The sequence below is a fragment of the Phormidium tenue FACHB-1050 genome, assembly GCF_014696925.1.
Classification (GTDB): Bacteria; Cyanobacteriota; Cyanobacteriia; order Pseudanabaenales; family Pseudanabaenaceae; genus Pseudanabaena.
Window position 1 is genome coordinate 16,514 of record NZ_JACJQY010000030.1, and the last position, 18,621, is coordinate 35,134.

Annotated in this window: 9 protein-coding genes; 7 read left to right on the forward strand and 2 right to left on the reverse strand. The window is 42.0% G+C overall.

Features of this window, described 5'->3' with window-relative positions:
* Window positions 1–28 precede the first annotated feature (28 nt).
* Window positions 29–439: a nuclear transport factor 2 family protein gene (locus H6G05_RS16780; protein WP_190579551.1), complete on the reverse strand. Its 411-nt coding sequence runs from the start codon at window positions 437–439 to the stop codon at window positions 29–31.
* Between the two features lie 219 nt (window positions 440–658).
* Window positions 659–1,825, reverse strand: coding sequence for an alpha/beta fold hydrolase (locus H6G05_RS16785; RefSeq protein WP_190579554.1), 1,167 nt, complete (start codon window positions 1,823–1,825; stop codon window positions 659–661).
* A 321-nt stretch (window positions 1,826–2,146) separates the two neighbouring features.
* Here H6G05_RS16785 and H6G05_RS16790 point away from each other — a divergent pair, with 321 nt between their 5' ends.
* The 7 genes from H6G05_RS16790 to H6G05_RS16820 all read left to right on the forward strand — a co-directional run bounded on the left by H6G05_RS16790 (window position 2,147) and on the right by H6G05_RS16820 (window position 18,457).
* The gene (locus H6G05_RS16790; protein ID WP_190579556.1) at window positions 2,147–2,305 is read left to right on the forward strand and encodes a hypothetical protein; all 159 of its coding nucleotides are present in this window, start codon (window positions 2,147–2,149) and stop codon (window positions 2,303–2,305) included.
* A 303-nt stretch (window positions 2,306–2,608) separates the two neighbouring features.
* Window positions 2,609–3,220 carry a LexA family protein gene (locus H6G05_RS16795; protein WP_322096383.1) on the forward strand — a complete coding sequence of 204 codons (612 nt, stop codon included), beginning with the start codon at window positions 2,609–2,611 and terminating at the stop codon, window positions 3,218–3,220.
* Between the two features lie 147 nt (window positions 3,221–3,367).
* Window positions 3,368–3,898 carry a hypothetical protein gene (locus H6G05_RS16800; protein WP_190579558.1) on the forward strand — a complete coding sequence of 177 codons (531 nt, stop codon included), beginning with the start codon at window positions 3,368–3,370 and terminating at the stop codon, window positions 3,896–3,898.
* Window positions 3,899–4,231: 333 nt separating this feature from the next.
* Entirely contained in the window at window positions 4,232–6,016 is a 1,785-nt protein-coding gene (locus H6G05_RS16805; protein WP_190579560.1) for a ShlB/FhaC/HecB family hemolysin secretion/activation protein, read from the forward strand.
* An 86-nt stretch (window positions 6,017–6,102) separates the two neighbouring features.
* Window positions 6,103–11,244 (forward strand): beta strand repeat-containing protein, encoded by a 5,142-nt coding sequence (locus H6G05_RS16810; RefSeq protein ID WP_190579562.1) that lies wholly within the window; start codon window positions 6,103–6,105, stop codon window positions 11,242–11,244.
* A 143-nt stretch (window positions 11,245–11,387) separates the two neighbouring features.
* Complete coding sequence (locus H6G05_RS16815; protein WP_190579564.1) at window positions 11,388–15,797, forward strand: two-partner secretion domain-containing protein; 4,410 nt, start codon at window positions 11,388–11,390, stop codon at window positions 15,795–15,797.
* A 155-nt stretch (window positions 15,798–15,952) separates the two neighbouring features.
* Window positions 15,953–18,457, forward strand: coding sequence for a CHAT domain-containing protein (locus H6G05_RS16820; RefSeq protein ID WP_190579565.1), 2,505 nt, complete (start codon window positions 15,953–15,955; stop codon window positions 18,455–18,457).
* The last annotated feature ends 164 nt before the right edge of the window (window positions 18,458–18,621 follow it).

Genomic DNA, 18,621 nt, shown 5'->3' on the forward strand with positions numbered 1-18,621 from the left:
ATCGGAGGATGGGTAAAGCGGATTACGTTTAGTTAGAAGATTTAGACTCAGGCAATTGAACCACGCCACCTGCGATGAGTTGCCATTGGTCATTTAGCCTCGCCCAAGTTCTTCCATATCGATAGTAGCCATGAAAAGATTGACCATTCATAGTGGCGCTGATTTCAGCCTTAACGGTTACGGTAGCTATATTTTCAAAGGTTTTAATGATTTGATCTGTGAAAGTGATGCTGTGAAAGATAACTAATTTGTTTCTGTGTGCTTCTAAATCGTCAGATTTTGTTGCTACAGATCCGTCTAGAAAGACAAATTGTAACTCATTAGAAATCAATTCATTTAGGGTAGTTACATCATTTGAGAGTTGAGCTTTACGGATACGTTCTTCAAGTTCTTGAATTATTTCTTCCATATTCATATTCATATTTTTATTTTGATCCATAATTTAGCGACCTCGCTCATACCAATTCAGGAAAGTGTGGACACACTTTCCTGAATTGAAAACCAAATCCAGTAAGCCCAAAGCATAAAATAGCGTAGCCATTTTATGCTTTGGGCTTACTCCATTCACAATCTAAAAATAGACATTAAAACTCAAAGATTAGCTGTGCGGCGCGAAGCGCCGCACAGCTAATCTTTGAGTGGGAAAGGATTAGATTTCTCAAAGAGAAGGCACAGAAGGTAGATCTGCGTTCTCTTCCACGTTTGTCAGGTTGTTGTAATCCACATCTCCGTCTGTTAAAAAACGAAGGGTTTCTTGATAGAGACTCTTCCAGTAACGGTTACTCATATTTTGACTCACTTCGGTGGGGTCTATCATTGGGTGCGGGACTAACATATCCCTCTCGTAAATGAAATATTTTTTGCCACTGGCTTCACCACCGACTTTAGCAAAGAAATCTTGATTGGTCTTAATATCAGCGGCATCTTCATTAGCAGTCAGCACTAAAAAGAGAGGGATATTTTTTAGCGACTGAATTGAGTCCTTACTTTGCACTTCTCTACTGCCAAAGCGATTGGTTGCGGTCAAGCAACCGACTGGAAACTGCAAATTAGGGTCCCAACCCGATTCTTTAATATCGAGAGGTCCTGCCAGATTGATATATTTCAGGTTGTCTTCGCCGAAGATTTGTAGTAGCGGTGCGTAAGCCACGACTCGCTTAACTCGGTCTGGACGAGCCCCTGCCAAGCCTAAAGCAACGGCTCCTCCTACAGAGAGTCCAACGGTATAAATCGGTCCAGGAATTGCTGTTAACTCGTTGAGGCGGGCTTCAGCATTGAGTAAATAGTCACGGTGAGACGAATCAAAGTACTTGTCAAAGTCTGGATCATTCGGACGCTCAATCGATTGCACAATATCTAGCAAGCGCGGTTCAATTTTTATCAAGCGTGCAATCAGAGCTAGCCGCTGGTTAAAACCAGGATGAGTAAAGCCTTCAGCCTTACTGGAAACGTTGGTTAGGTAGTTTCGCAGTACTGGGTCTTGTTGAACTTTGGCTTTTAGGGGATTGGCGATTTCAGGCTTTAGGTCAATCTGGGGCCAAGTTCTGGCTGGATTGATGTAAACATGTCCAGCGAGGGAGGGTTGATAGACATTAAACCCATTGCGAAATAAATAATCGGCTAAGCGCCAAGTCTGGTGAGGCTTAGCGCTAAAACCATGAAAAATCAACACTGTTCCCTGAATCGGTTGATCGGGAGCATGAAACAGGTAATACGGATAAGCCCCTACCCGACGATCGGGGTTACTATCAATACTGCGAATATAGGTGTTGATCGCCTCCTTGGTCTGATTAATTTGCGCGGCGGTTGGAATAATTTGACTCATATCAAGAGGCTCCTGCTGTGAATAGAGATTTATACCAATTCACGAAAGTGTGTCAACATTTTTGTGAATTAAAACCAAACTCAGTATAAGTTCTAAAAACTAAAAATGGCTACGCCATTTTGTGCATTGGTATAAGAAAATATAGCTACCGTCGATTGTGTTAGGACAAAATCAAAACCCAAGAAGAGAATGGCGGCGCGAAGCGCCGCCATTCTCTTCTTGGGTTTTATGCCCTCATACACTTGGCGACAGCTATAAAAGCGATCGCGCATTTTTTCTTCATTACCCCAAAATCATTTACCAGATTACCAACTAAATTTTATGAATATTATTCGATGGATTCGTGTGATTCTTTCCAGTATTTTCATTGTGCTTGGTTTAGGTTTTGGCACATATTTTTATCTCAAGGAGCATCAGTTAATCTCCATTGCACCTCAAGGATATATCGCGAGATTTTTACTGGATTTTAGTAATTTATAGCTATAGCCACCTGTTGTATCAGGACAAATCAAAACCCAAATAGCGTGAGGCGGCGCGAAGCGCCGCCTCACGCTATTTGGGTTTTATGTCCTAACAAGAAAGGCGACAGCTATATTTTAGAAAAGCACTTATAGCTGTCGCCCTTTGTATTAGGAAATCAACACCCAAGAAGCGAGTGGCGGCGCGAAGCGCCACCACTCGCTTCTTGGGTTTGAAGATTGGCGACAGATGTAATATCTATCATTTTTAGATAGTTAAATTATATGATTAGCGTACAATATTCATGAAACTGTAGCGATCGCAGTGACAAATGCTAATAAATTTGGGAGAAATACTATGCCGCGAGGTGGTAAACGTCAGGGAGCAGGTCGTCCTGTGGGTACTGGCAAATATAACGAAACAACTAAAGCCGTTCGTTTACCCGTCAGCCTTGCTGATGAAATTTTAGAAGCTCTTGCTAGAGATCCTCAGCAGGTGGAACCATCAACTATTGTCTCATCTATCTTTAAGACGGACAACAATAATATTAAATGCCGCGTGCCTCTTTATCTCAATCCCGTTGCTGCAGGATTTCCTGCTCCTACAGAGGATTATATCGAAGGCAAAATTGATCTCAATCACCATCTTGTTAAACATCCCGAATCTACGTTTTTAGTGCGCGTAGTTGGGGATTCGATGCAAGATGCAGGTATTCATCCGCGTGACTTACTGGTAGTCGATCGCGCCCTTGAGCCGATTAGCGGCAAAGTTGTCATTGCTGTCGTCAATGGAGAGTTAACTGTAAAGCGCTTGCGTAAGCATCGCAATAAATTATGGTTGATGCCCGAAAATCCTAGTTTTCAGCCCATTGAAATTGACGAAAATGTGGAATTACATATTTGGGGAGTAGTTACTAATGTAATTCATGCTTTGTAGTAAGAATCTAAGCTATAGAGATACAGAGCTAGAAAAAAGCATTAAAAATATTGATTAAGCAATTTAAAGCAAGATTTTGGCTGTAAATAAGAGATGACATTTAGCTTTGATTAACGTACATTAATCAAAGAGTTTTTGGTTTTGTCTATGGCTCGCTTTCCTGATTCCTCCGCACCGATCCTATCTTTGTCAGCTTCTAAGGCTCGTTCCTTTGGTATATCTGAGAATATTGTCGGCAAAAACGCTTCATCTGAGTTCTTTGCGGTTTGGCAAATGCTTTGCTCACGACTAGATGCACGCAAAGATAATTGGCAGGTTAGTTTTTCTTCGCCTGTGGCAGTATCGGACTACATTACAATGCGCTGTTTACTCACCGTAGGTGAAATCACCCGTGAGGCGACAGGTAGTGATAAAGGCTGTTTAATTCAGGTGGGATCTTCAACGATTGGGATTCATGCGCCTGAACGAGCTATGCTCAATGCTTTTTGCAATGCGGCTGTTCATTTTGGAATTATTTTGCCCTTCAAGCAGATCCGCGCCAAAAAACCTCCAGACGATGCCCATGACCTAGAGGCTGTGGTCAATATTCTTCGCAAGATTCAACGTAAGCAAAAAATGAAACGCGGTTTCAAGGCTTTAGCTAATCTTGCTAATTTGATGACCCGCCAAATTAATTAAGCGCTTTGCGCTTAAATCCGACCCAAGAAACCCTTAAAAGTTTTGCAAAGCAAAACTTTTAAGGGTTTCTTGGGTTTTAACAAGACGTTGATATACTTGATGCACCAAATTCTAGAACCCCCTCTAACTCCCCCTTTCAAGGGGGAGAACTTAGGCTTTCCCCCTTGAAAGGGGGAGTTAGAGGGGGGTGAAAATTTGCATGGTGTGTCAAGTATTTGAGTAAACAAGGGGCTTTAAGCCCCTTGTTTACTCAAATACTTGCTCAAATGACTAAGTCCTAGTAAATTGCTGACTAACCAATCCACTATTGCAGTTATGTAGGTGCTTGTTGTTATGTTGGAGCTTCATGGATGGTTGGGCTTGCAGAAAAAAAAATTAACGATTTTTAGATCAGCAATTTGTACAGGGTTAGGTTACACAGGATTAGGCTTAACTAGCTTTGTAGCGTTTACGCTGCCAATATCGGCGCAAACAAATCGAGCTAACTCCTTAACACCACAAATTATTACGCCCACCCTGCGATCGCCTTCGCCACAATTACCAGACCAGACACCAGCACCTCTCCCCTCACCTGACGAATTGTTAAACCCTTCTCGTGAGCCTGTCGCTCCTCAAAAAGAAGTACCCGTAACTGGAACGATTACGGTCAATCAATTTGAGGTGTTAGGAAGCACCGTATTTACGAAAGCAGAACTTGATCAGATTCTGAACTCTTTTACTAAGCGACCAATCACTTTTTCAGAACTGCTGAAAGCGCGATCGCAGATTACAGATTTATATACAAGCCGAGGATATATAACATCAGGAGCCTTTATCCCTACCCAAAACTTACAGAATGGAGTAGTGCAGATTCAGGTAATTGAAGGAGGGCTGGAAGATATAAAAGTAACTGGGGTTGAACGGTTAAGTCCAGACTATGTGCGATCGCGGATGAACATTGCGACAGGCGCTCCATTGAATCGCGATCGCTTGATTCAAGCCCTTCAAGTTCTCCAAATCAATCCCCTGATTGCCAGTATATCGGCAGAGCTATCAGCAGGTACGAGAGCTGGGCAGAACATTCTGGAAGTGCGGATTAAAGAAGCAAAATCTTTAGAAGCGCAACTATCTCTGGATAACAACCGCGCTCCTAGTGTTGGTTCATTGCGTCGTAAAGTCCAAATTAGTGAAGCAAATTTAACAGGATTGGGCGATACGCTAAATGTTGCCTATAGCAATACCGATGGAAGTAATTCCTATGATCTCAGCTATACATTACCGATTAATCCTTATAATGGCACGATCGCATTTGCGTTTAATAATGGCAATAGCAACGTTTTGGAAAAGCCTTTTAATATATTGGATATCTACGCGAATTCCACATCCTACGACTTTACTTTTCGCCAGCCCATTGAGCAAACCCCTAGTCAAGAAATAGCACTAGGTTTCACGGCTTCCTATCGTGAAAGTTTAACTAGTTTGTTAAAGATTCCATTTCCTTTGTCCGCAGGAGCAGATGATAATGGCGTAACTAAAACTACAGTTTTACGGGCTTTTCAAGAATTTACACAGCGCTCTAGTCAGTCAGTCATCTCTTTGCGATCGCAGTTTAACGTTGGACTAGGTGGTGTATTCGGTTCCAATGTAAATACTAGATTCCCTGATAGTCGATTTGTTTCATGGCGTGGACAGTCGCAATATGTAAATTTACTTGCACCTGATACTTTTTTATTACTCCGTGGGGATTTGCAATTAGGCGATCGCGCCCTGCTACCTTCTGAGCAAATTGGGTTTGGAGGACAAGACACTCTGCGCGGCTATCGTCAAGATGTGTTGCTAGGAGATAATGGATTGAATCTATCCGCAGAGTTGCGATTACCGATCTTGCGTGTTCCTGAATGGGAAGGACTATTGCAGCTTGTGCCATTTGTTGATGCCGCCGCCGTATGGACAAGTTCAGGAGAAGCAAACTCTAGTTCCAATACATTGTTAGGTACTGGTTTGGGCTTGCGTTGGCGAGTTGGCAATACTTTAGATCTTCGGCTCGATTATGGTATTCCTTTAATTTCAGTGCCAAATAGTCGTAACACAGCCCAAGAAAATGGGCTTTACTTCAATCTCAATTTTACAGGGTTTTAAGATATAGTAACTTCCTGTAAGCAGTTAAATAAAGTGCTGTATTCTAAACATATCAGCATGAGATAGTATCTCAAAATATGAAGTATATGAGAGAACATAACTTTAAAAAGGCAGCGATCGCATCAGTAATTTCAATAATTAGCTTTAGTCTTTTCTCCCATGCAAGTTCTGCTCAGAATGCGATCGCGCCTGACAATACTCTTCCAGGCAACACATCAGTTAATTTCAACAGTGCCAATCAAACCTACACGATTACAGGTGGTACACAGGTTGGGGGAAATCAGTTTCATAGCTTTCAAGATTTTTCAGTGCCGACTAGCAATACTGCACATTTTGATAATGCACTGACAACTACTAATGTAATCGGGCGAGTGACAGGCTCTAATATCTCGAATATTGATGGGATATTGAGAACTAATGGAACAACAAATTTATATTTAGTTAATCCTAACGGTATTACTTTTGGGGCAAATGCCAAGTTAGATATTGCGGGTTCGTTTAGCGCGAGTACGGCTAATAGTGTTAAGTTTTTTGACGGTAGTGAGTTTAGCGCCACTAATCCCCAAGCGCCGCCTTTGTTAAATGTAAATGTGCCTCTGGGCTTGCAGTATGGGAATAGCAATGCGGGGGCAACAATTAGTAATAGTGGTAATCTTGTGGCGGGTCAAGATTTGGTTTTGAATGCGGATAGGTTGGATTTGCAGGGGGCTTTGCAAGCAGGAAGAGACTTAACGCTGCAAGCTCAGGACTTGGTGAAGATTCGTGATACTTCTACTAGTCCATTTTTTGCTGTAGCTGGGCGTGATTTACTAATTCAGGGTAATCAATTAGTTGACATTTTTACTTTCAACCATCGCAATAGTGGATTTTGGTCGGGTGGGAATATGTTGTTGCGATCGCAAAATCCTGTTATTGGCGATGCTCATTTTTATGCAGGTAAGAACTTAAAGATTGAGAAGCTAAATGGAAGTTTAGGGAATTTAATTAGTCCTAATGATCCAGTTATTTTGGCGAATGGTGATGTGTCCTTAGGTGACTATACAGGTGCATCATTGCATATTTTATCGGGTGGAAGCGTTACGCTTGGTAATGTCACGATTGATAGTACTGGGACTGTTGCGACTACAATCAACCCGAATAATACAACTCTATTTAATGCTACGAATACTTATGCAGATCTTGCGACTTATGGAGGTGCATTAGGTGCGCCTTCTATAACGATTGATGGCAGTCAGCAGGCGACTTTGGATGTAAGAGCAGGTGTAGATTGGTCACAGTTGGGAGGTTTATCAACTAATCAGGTTCTTGGAACTTTTGCGCTACCAAATACAGCCCCAACTTATGCGGCGACTCCTAGTAATGCAAATATTACGATAAATGGCAATATTCGGGTGTCGCAGCCCAATGGATTGGTGTTGTTGACTAATCAGTTTCTCCCTAATGCCTTAACAGGGACAATCTCAGCTAGAGGTATCGATACCAGTACTAATTTGTCTGGAGTAAATGGTGGTGATATTACTATTGATGGACGGGGGGATATTGCGATCTCCAATGCTGCTTTGCGATCGTACGTATCGGTTTTTGAAAATGCTGGAAATGGTGGAGCAATTTCTTTCTCTACTAGTAATGGGAATATCTCACTCACTAACTCGAACCTAGATACATATGTATCGGTCTACGCTAACACAGGAAATGGAGGGGCGATTTCTCTTTCTGCATTAAATGGTGGCATTGAGTTAACTAACTCATTCTTATCTTCATTCTCCTCCTCAGTCTTTGGCAACAGTTCTAGAGAGGGAGGCGCGATCTCCTTATCTTCTGCTAATGGTAATATCTCCCTTACTGACTCTGATTTAAGATCTTACTCCCAATCAATCTTTGACAATGCTGGGAGCGGAGGATCGATCTCCTTATCATCTGCTAACGGTAATATATCGCTTAATAACTCCAACCCTTCTTCGTATTCAACAGCAAGAACAGGCACAGGCAATGCTGGGAATGGAGGGGCTGTCACCTTCTCTACTTCTAATGGTAATATCTCGCTAATTAATTCACTTACCCTTACTCAATCACTTGCCGAGTTCGGCTCTGGCAATGCGGGAAATGGAGGCGCAATTTCTTTTTCTACCTCTAACGGCAATATTACCCTTGATAATTCAACATCGGTTGCGAACTCGCAGTCTAGGTCAGGCGATGTGGGAAATGGAGGCGCAATTTCTTTTTTTAACTCCAACGGCAATATCTACCTAACTGGATCTAGTGCGATCGTTGATGGTAAAGATGGAGGTGCAATTTCTTTCACCAACTCTAATGGTAATATCCTTCTTTCTGGATTAGTTTTACGCTCTAATTCTACCTCTATAAATGGGGGAGACGGAGGTGCTATTTCCATCTCTAACAACAACGGTGATATAACAGGTTCGCTTATTAGTTCGACTTTATCTATCTCTGGGAATGGAGGAGCAATTTCTTTCTCTAATACCAACGGCAATATCTCATTCACCAGATCGGTTTTTTCCTCAAATTCGCAATCTAATACTAGTGACTCAGGAAATGGCGGTATGATTTCATTTTCTAACGCCAATGGCAATATATCACTAGATGTATCACCCTTATACTCATACTCGCAATCTGACTCTGGTAATGCAGGCAATGGCGGTGCGATTTCTTTCTTTACTTCCAATGGCAATATTTCACTAGAAAGCTCAAGTCCGTCATCATACTCAAGCTCGAACTCTGGCAATGCAGGCAATGCAGGGGAAATATCATACTCTACCTCTAACGGTAATATTTCGCTCAACAACTCATTTTCTTCCGCATACTCACAATCTTCTTTTGGCAATGCAGGAATCGGGGGAGCGATTTCTTTTTATACCCCTAACGGTAATATCTCGCTCACCAACTCGGCATCTTTTGCGTACTCGATTACAAATGTTGGTAATGCAGGAAATGGCGGAGCAGTTTCTTTCTTCACTTCTAATGGTAATATCTCTCTCATTAGATCAGCATCATATTCATTCACCAATTCGACTAATGGCAATGTGGGAAATGCGGGAGAGATTTTCTTGTTTGCGTCCAATGGCAGTATCACTACAACTGGCGCAAGGCGATACTTGCTAGCCACCGCAATATCAAAACTGGGAGAAAGTGGTTCTGGCGGTGACATTAAACTAGTTGCTAAAGATCAAATCAGTAATTTTGAAATCTTGACTCAATCTTCTACGGGACAAGCTGGCGCAGTAAAAATTGATGGAACTGGAGATCTCGCTATCACTAATTTGCAGATTAGCACAAGTCAAAATGTAAGTTTTGATGCTCCCTTTACTGGTCCAATCACTTTTGAAGTTGGGGAAAGTGGCATATCGGGAGATGTAGCGATCGCTAATTCAGTAGGCAGTCTCACCTTTGACCAAACTAAGATCAACACCGTCACTCAAAGTAAAGATCCTGCGGGTAACATCATCATCTCCAGCCCGACGATGATAACCTTCCAAAACAATAGTAATGTCATTGCCACAACCAATGCTCAAGGTAAAGCAGGAGACATATCTATTAATGCTCCTATAGTCAAAATTAACGACAATTCCAAATTATTAGCTGAAACTAATGGCACAGGAACAGGCGGCAATATTACGATCAATGCTCCTTCATCTGTTGACTTAACGCGATTACTCGATGCATTTCCAATTCTATCAGTCCAAACCAATAACGCAGGCAAAGCAGGTAGCATCGTCATTAATACCCCAACCCTCACCCTCACCGACAGGGCAAGGATTACTGCTACTGCTAGCGCCACCGCCACCAATCCCAATGGCGGCGGTAGTATTACTCTCAATGCCTCCCAAATGAATCTTTTCGGCACAGTCGGCGTATTTGCTGAAACCCAAGGCATATCCCCCGCAGGAACTTTAAGACTCAATCCCTATAACAATCTTGGCTATCTCAACATTGCCTTAGCACCTAATTCTCAAATCTCAGCTTCCACTTCTAGCATTGGCAATGGTGGTGACTTGTTTGTCACGGCTCCCCAATCAATTGCGATCGCAGGACAAGGAAAACTTGCGGTCGAGACAACAGGGCTGATGGACAATGCAGGCAAAGCAGGAAACATCACATTTACGACCAAACAGCTTACTCTCAGCGATGGAGTTTTAGTATCTGCTTCCACATCGGGAAGAGGCAAAGCAGGCGATATCTTTGTAAGAGCCGATGACTTTACCATCTCCAATAGCGCACAGATCCAAACTGCGACATCGAGTATTGGAGACTCAGGCACAATCGATGTGAGGGTGGTGAATCAATTTAATCTCTCAGGCTCGAAAACAGGCTTGTTTGCGAATACTTTAGCCAATTCCACAGGTCGGGGTGGCGATATCTTTATCGACCCTGTATCTGTTACTCTTCGGGATGGAGCGCAAATAGCCGTTGGCAGCCTCGGTGCAGGTATTGGTGGCAATATCACCCTCATATCTAACTTTCTCACCCTGTTAAATGATTCCTCTATCACTGCCGAAACAGCTAGTGCTAATGGAGGTAATATTACCCTTAGTATTCCCTCTATCTTGCTGTTGCGTTATGGTAGCCAGATTAGCACCACCGCAGGCACAGCTCTTGCAGGTGGTAACGGTGGGAATGTCAATATCACCGCAGGTTTTATCGTTGCTTTACCCAAGGAAAATAGTGACATCTTCGCCAATGCATTTACAGGTAACGGCGGCAATATTAATCTTACGACTAACGGGATCTTTGGACTAGAATTCCGCCCTGTTCTCACTACTTTGAGCGACATTGCCGCTAGTTCTCAATTTGGTGTTAATGGAACGGTAAATATTAATACTCCTGGGGTTGATCCTAGTAAAGGATTAACGAATTTACCTGTAGATATTGGTGATGCGAGTAAACTTGTCTCTCAAAAATGCTTAGCCGATCGCCAAGATAGTGCGTTTGTGATCACAGGTCGCGGTGGCATTCCTGCTAGTCCTGCTGATGTAATCAGTGGTAATAATTTACAAGAAAATCTGGGTACTCCTAGCGATCAATTGAGCAATCAATTAGCGAGTCCGTCCAGCAAATTAATGAGCCAATCCCCAAAGCAACAGGTTAATACCGATCGCATAATTGAGGCGCAAGGATGGACTATTAATCCCTATGGTGAAGTTTCTCTGGTAGCAGAAATACCTAAAGCAATACCTTCGCCAAGTTGGGTTAGACAAATACAATGCCGTTAATCAATATTAGTAATTTTGCGGCTTCATTAATTATTTACTAGTGCTATACTCTGCAAAATTAAGATTAAAACAATCGTATTGTTATGAGAGAAACAGTGAGCAAAAACAAGCTGAAAGTCATAATGATCGCTTCAGCTTTTTCGATGATAAGTTTTAGTTTTTTCTCCCAATCGAGTTTTGCTCAAAATGCGATCGCGCCAGACAATACGCTCCCAGTCAATACTTCAGTTGATTTTAATAGTGTAGATAAAACCTATACGATCACAGGTGGCACACAGTCTGGGGCAAATCAGTTCCACAGTTTTCAAAATTTTTCAGTACCTACTAGTAACACTGCACATTTCAATAACTCTGCTCAAACGACAAATGTGATTGGGCGGATTACTGGGTCTAATATTTCTGATATTGATGGTTTAATTAAAGCTAATGGTGCTGCAAATCTATACTTGATTAATCCCAATGGCTTTTTATTTGGGAAGAATGCCAAGTTAGAAATTGGTGGTTCGTTTAGTGCTAGCACTGCAACAAGTTTGAAGTTTCCCGATGGTAGCGAGTTTAGTGCTACTAATCCTCAATCGCCGCCAGTACTGACTGTAAATGTGCCACTAGGTTTACAGTATGGTGTGAGCAATACAGGAGCCACAATTACCAATCAAGCAAACTTGGTAACAGGTCAAGACTTAATCTTAAATGCTGACAAATTAGATTTGCAAGGACAGCTACAAGCGGGGAGAGATCTCACGCTGAAGGCACAAGATCGGATTCAGATTCGAGATACTTCTATTAGTCCATTTGTGGCGGCGGCGGGTAGAGATTTACTAGTGCAGGGAAATCAATCGGTTGATATTTTTGCGCTGAATAATAGACAGAGCGGTTTGTTTTCGGGTGGGAATATGTTGTTGCGATCGCCTAATTCTGTAATCGGCGATGTTCATTATTATGCAGGCGGAAATTTTAAAATCGAGCAACTAGACGGCTCTTTAGGCAATCTCGAAAGTCCTAATGATCCCATCATTCGTTCTGCTGGTGATGTAACATTTGGACTTTATCAGGGCAGTTCGCTCCATATCCTTGCTGGTGGTAGAGTCAATATTGGCACTGTCATCATTTTTGGAGCAGATACAATAGGCAATACAATTAATCCAACTAATACGCCAACTCTAGCAAATGTAACTCTATCCAATGGTGAAACACTAACTATTAATGGCAGTACGCGACCTACTCTGGACATTCGGGCGGGGATGAATCCATCTGATATTGGTATAACTGGAATAACAGGGACTGGAACATTTACCGATCCTTTTGGTAGTTTTTTAGTACCTCCTCCAAGTACAAATCTAGCATCGACAGGTACAGGAATAACAGTTGGAGATATTGCATTTTTTGTGCCAAATGGGATTGTATTACTTACAAATAATTACAAGCCAAATACTTCCCTCGCAAGTGAAAATATTACCATTACAGGAACAGGGCTTTTTGGTCAAATCCCTGGTCTTTTGGGTGTTCCATCAGGGGGGATCTATGCTGCTAGCGGAATTAGCAATGGAGGGAATGTCTTTATTGACTCACAAGAATCGATTAATGTAGCAGGAGGTATTCTAGTAAACTCCAATGCTAATGGAGGGAATGTTACTTTACTAGCAAATAATAATATTCAATTTGGAGACAATTTTCTAATAGGTGCTAGTAGCTTGTTAAAGAGTGGGAAAATTGACATTAAAGCTGGTGGATTGATATTTGGGAAAGGATTATCTATACTTAGTGAAAGTTTAGGATCTTCAGGAACGTCTGGTAATAGTGGTGATATTAACATTACAGCCGCATCATTATTTCTGACAAATTCTTCTGTAAACCCTTCTCTAGTAAAGACGAGTACTTCAGGTACAGCCAACGCTGGCAACATTACACTGAATATCAGTGGAAATGCGACGTTTGACGGTGTAATTAATAATAACTTCCCAACTCAAGTGGTAAGTAGCGTTTCTCAAGGTGCGACAGGTAACGGTGGGATTGTCAAAGTTAATGCAGGAGAGCTAAATCTCCAGAGTGGTGCTCAAATTAACTCTGTAACAGAAGGGTTAGGAAAATCGGGAGATGTTGATATTATTGCAAACACAGTTAGTATTAATGGAGTTGGCAGTGCGATCAATAACCAAGTTAGACCTACAGCCAATGCTAATGGCGGCAAACTAACTTTAAATGTAGGTACGCTAAACGTAACAAATGAAGGACAGATTAGTACGCTTAATTCAGGCAATGGGAATGCTGGCGAGTTGAGAATCATTGCGACTGGCGATGTCATTTTTGATCGCAGTACGGCTTCTTCATCTATTAATCTTAGTGGAGTCGGTAAGGGAGGGGATTTATTTATTTCTGCAAGGACATTGCAGCTACTCAATGGCGCTCAGGTAGGAGCTGGAGTATTCGGTATCGGTGATGGTGGCAAAATAACGATTCAAGCTGATGCCATCTCTCTTAGCGGCAAAAATCTTTTTGGTAGTGCGATCGCCACTACCGTTGAGAGAAGTACCGCGATCGGCAATGCAGGTGATATTGATCTAAAAACTCGCCTTCTGACGCTTACAGATGGTGCATTTATTTCTGCGGCAAACAACGGTAAGGGAAATACAGGTAATATTGATATTCTAGCCACAGAATCAGTTGTTATTAATGATAGCAGTCTTGATAACTTCATTAACAGGACAGGACAGGGGAATGGAGGTAATCTAAGTATCAATTCACCATCAATTTCTCTTGGAAATGGTTCTAAAATTAGTGTAAAGACTTTTGGACTAGGGAATGCAGGTAATCTCAACTTATTCACGCAGTCACTATCTTTGAGTAATAGTTCTACTTTAGAAGCATTTACTGATGGTGTCGGTAATGCTGGCAATATCAACATCGCACCTAGTCTGTCTACTAGCCCTATTAGCAATACAATTATATTAGATGGAAGTTTAGTCTCAGTGAGTGTAAATCCTAATGCTAAAGGCAATGGTGGCGACCTCTCAATTACAACAAATTCTTTGCAAATTCTAAATGGTGCTCAAATTGCAGCGGGAGTCTTTGGTAAAGGCGATGGTGGTCAAATTCGCATCAGTTCTGACACAATTAAACTAGATGGAAAAGGTATCGTCTTTCAACAGAATGTAACCAGTGGTATTTTTACGTCGGTAGAGAGTAATGCTATGGGTAATGCAGGTAGTTTAGATGTTAGGACTCGTAACCTTGAGATATTAAATAGTGCGGTTATTAGCGCAACAACAGAAGGAATAGGCAACGCTGGAAAAATTGTAATTCGAGCTAGCGATGCAATATCTTTAAATAATGGGTCAATTCGCAGTAATGTTAACGCAACTGGTCAAGGGGATGGCGGTAATTTAGATGTTTTTGCAAATACTTTGCGCCTTGAAAATCAATCAGATTTGAGTGCTTCTACGGCTAGTGCAAATAGGGGTGGAAATATTACTGTTACTTCCAATAGCTTAGAAATTGCTGGTGGTTCACAGTTGCGTACTACTACCTCTAGCAGTGGTGCAGCAGGTAATATCTCACTATTCCTTACTGATCTATTAAAAATAGATGGAACTGATAGTGGTATTTTTGCAGGAACTACATCTGTATCCACAGGTAGAAGTGGCACAATTTTTATTGATCCTGAACTTGTAACTTTGACGAATGGTGCAAAAATTTCTGTGAGCAGTCTTGGCAAAGGCAATGGTGGTAACATTCAATTAATTGCAGGACTACTATCCCTTGATACAGGTTCACAGATTATTGCCGAGACAGCAAGCGGTGAAGGCGGCAACATTGTTTTGCAAGTGCGAGACTTACTATGGTTACGAAATGGCAGTCTCATTAGTGCCACGGCTGGCAATGATGGCAATGGCGGCAACATTGATTTGAGTGCAAACTTTATCTTGGCATTTGCTAAAGATAACAGTGACATTACCGCCAACGCTTTTAAAGGGAAAGGTGGCAACATCCGAATTACTACCCAAGCAATTTTTGGAATGCAGTTCCGTCCACGATTGACTCCTTTGAGCGACATTACCGCTAGTTCTGATTTTGGTGTTAATGGAACGGTAAATATTAATACCCCTGGGGTTGATCCTAGTAAAGGATTAACGAATTTACCTGTAGATATTGGCGATGCCAGCAAACTTGTCTCTCAAAAATGCTTAGCCGATCGCCAAGATAGCGCGTTTGTGATCACAGGTCGAGGTGGCATTCCTGCTAGTCCTGCTGATGTAATCAGTGGTAATAATTTACAAGAAAATCTGGGTGCGCCGACTAATCCAGAGCGCATAGCTGAAACGAGCAAAAGGACAATTAATCCTTATGGTGAAGTTGCAGTGACGGAGTCTTTACAAACTGTACCAACTTCATCTTGGGCTAGACAACTCCATTCAAATCAAACTCATGATCTACCCGATCGCATAGTTGAGGCGCAAGGATGGACAATCAATCCCTATGGTGAAGTTTCTCTGGTAGCAGAAGTCCCTAAAGCTATAGCTGCGCCGACTTGGGCTAGACAATTACAATGCCGTTAACCATTCGAGACAATACAGATATGAAGCGATTATTACCAAGGGTTGCAAAATCCCGAATCATTAAATTTTTGATAAAAGTAGCGCTTCGCGTTGCTTTTATCAAAAATTTAGGTTTGTTCCTTCTATTATTTTTTCTGACTGTACTTATTCAACCCATGTTGGCAGTTGCCATTACTTCGCCGCATAGTTCTCAAATAGTTCAAGTAAATTCAGAACAGCCAAATACATTATTTAATCGTGGCAAGTCGTTTTATCAATTAGGACAATGGCAAGAAGCCATTCAAGCTTGGGAACAAGCCGTAAAACTCTATCAACAGCAAAATAATTCCTTAGATTTAGCAATAACGTTCAGTAATTTATCCCTAGCTCATCAAAAACTAGGACAATGGCAAGAAGCCGATCGCACGATCGCCCAAAGTTTGCAAATAGCCCGATCGCTAGAAGTTAATCCCGCAAGTCAAAGAGCGATCGCACAGGCTCTAGATACTCAGGGAAATCTATATTTAAACCTAGGCAAAGATGAAGAGGCGATCACGGCTTGGCAAGAAGCCGCGATTTTGCATTCTCGACTTGGCGATCTGGATCATCAGATTCGTAATGTGCTTAATCAAGCTCAAGCTCTGAAAACTCAAGGTTTTTTTCGGCGATCGCTGCAAACTTTAGAATCAATTCAAGCATTATTGCCAAAAATTTCTGATGATCTACTGACGGCAACTGTCCTTCATAACTACGGTGATATGTTGACCACAGTTGGCGATCTCAAACAGGCGCATCCACCTTTAGACAAGAGTTGGGGAATTCTTGAACGCATTAATAACAATGAGCAAAAGAGCATTGTGCTGCTAAGACAGGGAAATCTCGCCCGACTGGAAGGTGTTTCTAAAAAAGCCGCAGAATTTTATAAACAGTCTGCTCAAACAGCAGGGCGATCGCTTACAAGTTTACAAGCCCAATTGAATCTGTTTAGTTTGTTAATTGATTCTAATGATGTGTCAGAAGCGGTAGAAATGCGATCGCAAATTGCGCCCCTATTATCAGATCTAGAAACAAGTCGCGAGGCTATCTTTGTAAGAATCAATTATGGTGAGAGCTTACTGAGACTCACGAAGTTAGTTCCTCAAACGGTAGCCGATTCTCTACTGGCTGAAGCCGCCCAAACATTAGCAGTTTCAGTCCAACAGGCTCAATCCATCAACGATAGCCGCACGCTTGCCTATGCGATCGGTAGTCTTGGTAATGCTTACGAACAAAGCAAACAAATCGAAGAATCTCAAAAACTCACTCAACAAGCTTTAGCGATCGCTCAAAGTATCAATGCCACTGACATCGCCTATCGTTGGCAGTGGCAATTAGGTAGACTGCTCAAAGCTAAGGGCGATATCAAGGGCGCGATCCTTGCCTATACCGAAGCCGTCAATGGGTTACGCCAATTACGCAGCGACCTCGTATTTGTGAATCCTAATGTCCAATTCTCATTTCGAGAAACCGTTGAGCCTGTTTATCGGCAACTCGTGAGTTTATTACTGCAAGACGATACAGGTGATAAACAAAAAAACTTAATCACAGCGCAAGCAGCGATCGAATCATTGCAAATTGCCGAACTAGTTAATTTCTTTCGTTCTGACTGTCTCAATGCTGCCCAAGTGGATATTAATCAAATTGATAGAACTGCGGCGGTCGTTTATCCAATCATTCTCGAAGATCGATTAGAGGTGATTCTCAGTCTGCCCAATCAACCACTCCGTCATTATGCTAGCAAAGTCACAGCCTCAGAAATCGATGATATGGTCATCGATTTACGCCTAAACCTGCGCGACCCATCCTCAGAGGATTATCTTTCGAGCGCTCAAAGTATTTATGATTGGTTGATTCGTCCTGCTACTAGTGCGATCGCCCAAAGTAATGTCAAAACCATTGTTTTTGTTTTAGACGGTTCTTTAAGAAATATTCCCATGTCCGTGCTGCATGATGGGAAGCAGTTTTTAGTTGAGAATTACAGCATTGCCCTTACGCCAAGCTTGCAACTCCTCGACCCCAAACCGATCGCTAAGCAAAAAGTTACCGCCCTAATTGGTGGATTGAGTGAGGCAAGACAAGGATATTCAGCATTACCAAATGTCAAAGGCGAATTACAGGAAATTAACAAACAAGTTCCTTCGAGTTCGACCTTTCTTAATTCTAGTTTTACGAAGCAAAATCTTACCCAAACACTGACCTCCCTGACTTTCCCGATCATTCATCTTGCTACTCATGGCAACTTTAGCTCTGAAGCTGAAAACACTTATTTGCTTACTTATGATGGAAAATTAACCATTGAAAATCTTTATCAGTTGTTACGTTCTAATAACCGCAGTGATTTAGAACCAATTGAGTTATTGATTTTGAGTGCATGTCAAACGGCTGTAGGAGATAAGCGTGCGGCTCTGGGCTTAGCGGGAATGGCGGTGCGTGCAGGTGCGAGAAGTACGATCGCCTCGCTCTGGTCGGTTGATGATGAAGCTACTTCTAAGTTTATGATTGCTCTCTATCAAAGTTTATCCTCAGCCAATGTCACCAGAGCTGAATCCTTAAGACTCGCCCAACAGGCTCTGCTCAAAAATGCAAAATACGATCATCCCTTTTATTGGTCTCCCTTTGTATTGCTCGGTAACTGGCTATAGCAATTGTCCAAACCCAAACAAATGAAGGCGGCGCTTTGCGCCGCCTTCATTTGTTTGAGGTTTAGCAAACCCCAGAAGCTAGTGGCGGCGCGAAGCGCCGCCACTAGCTTCTGGTTTTATATCTATAGCAAAGCAAGTTTTGCTATAGATATAAAAAAGCAAAG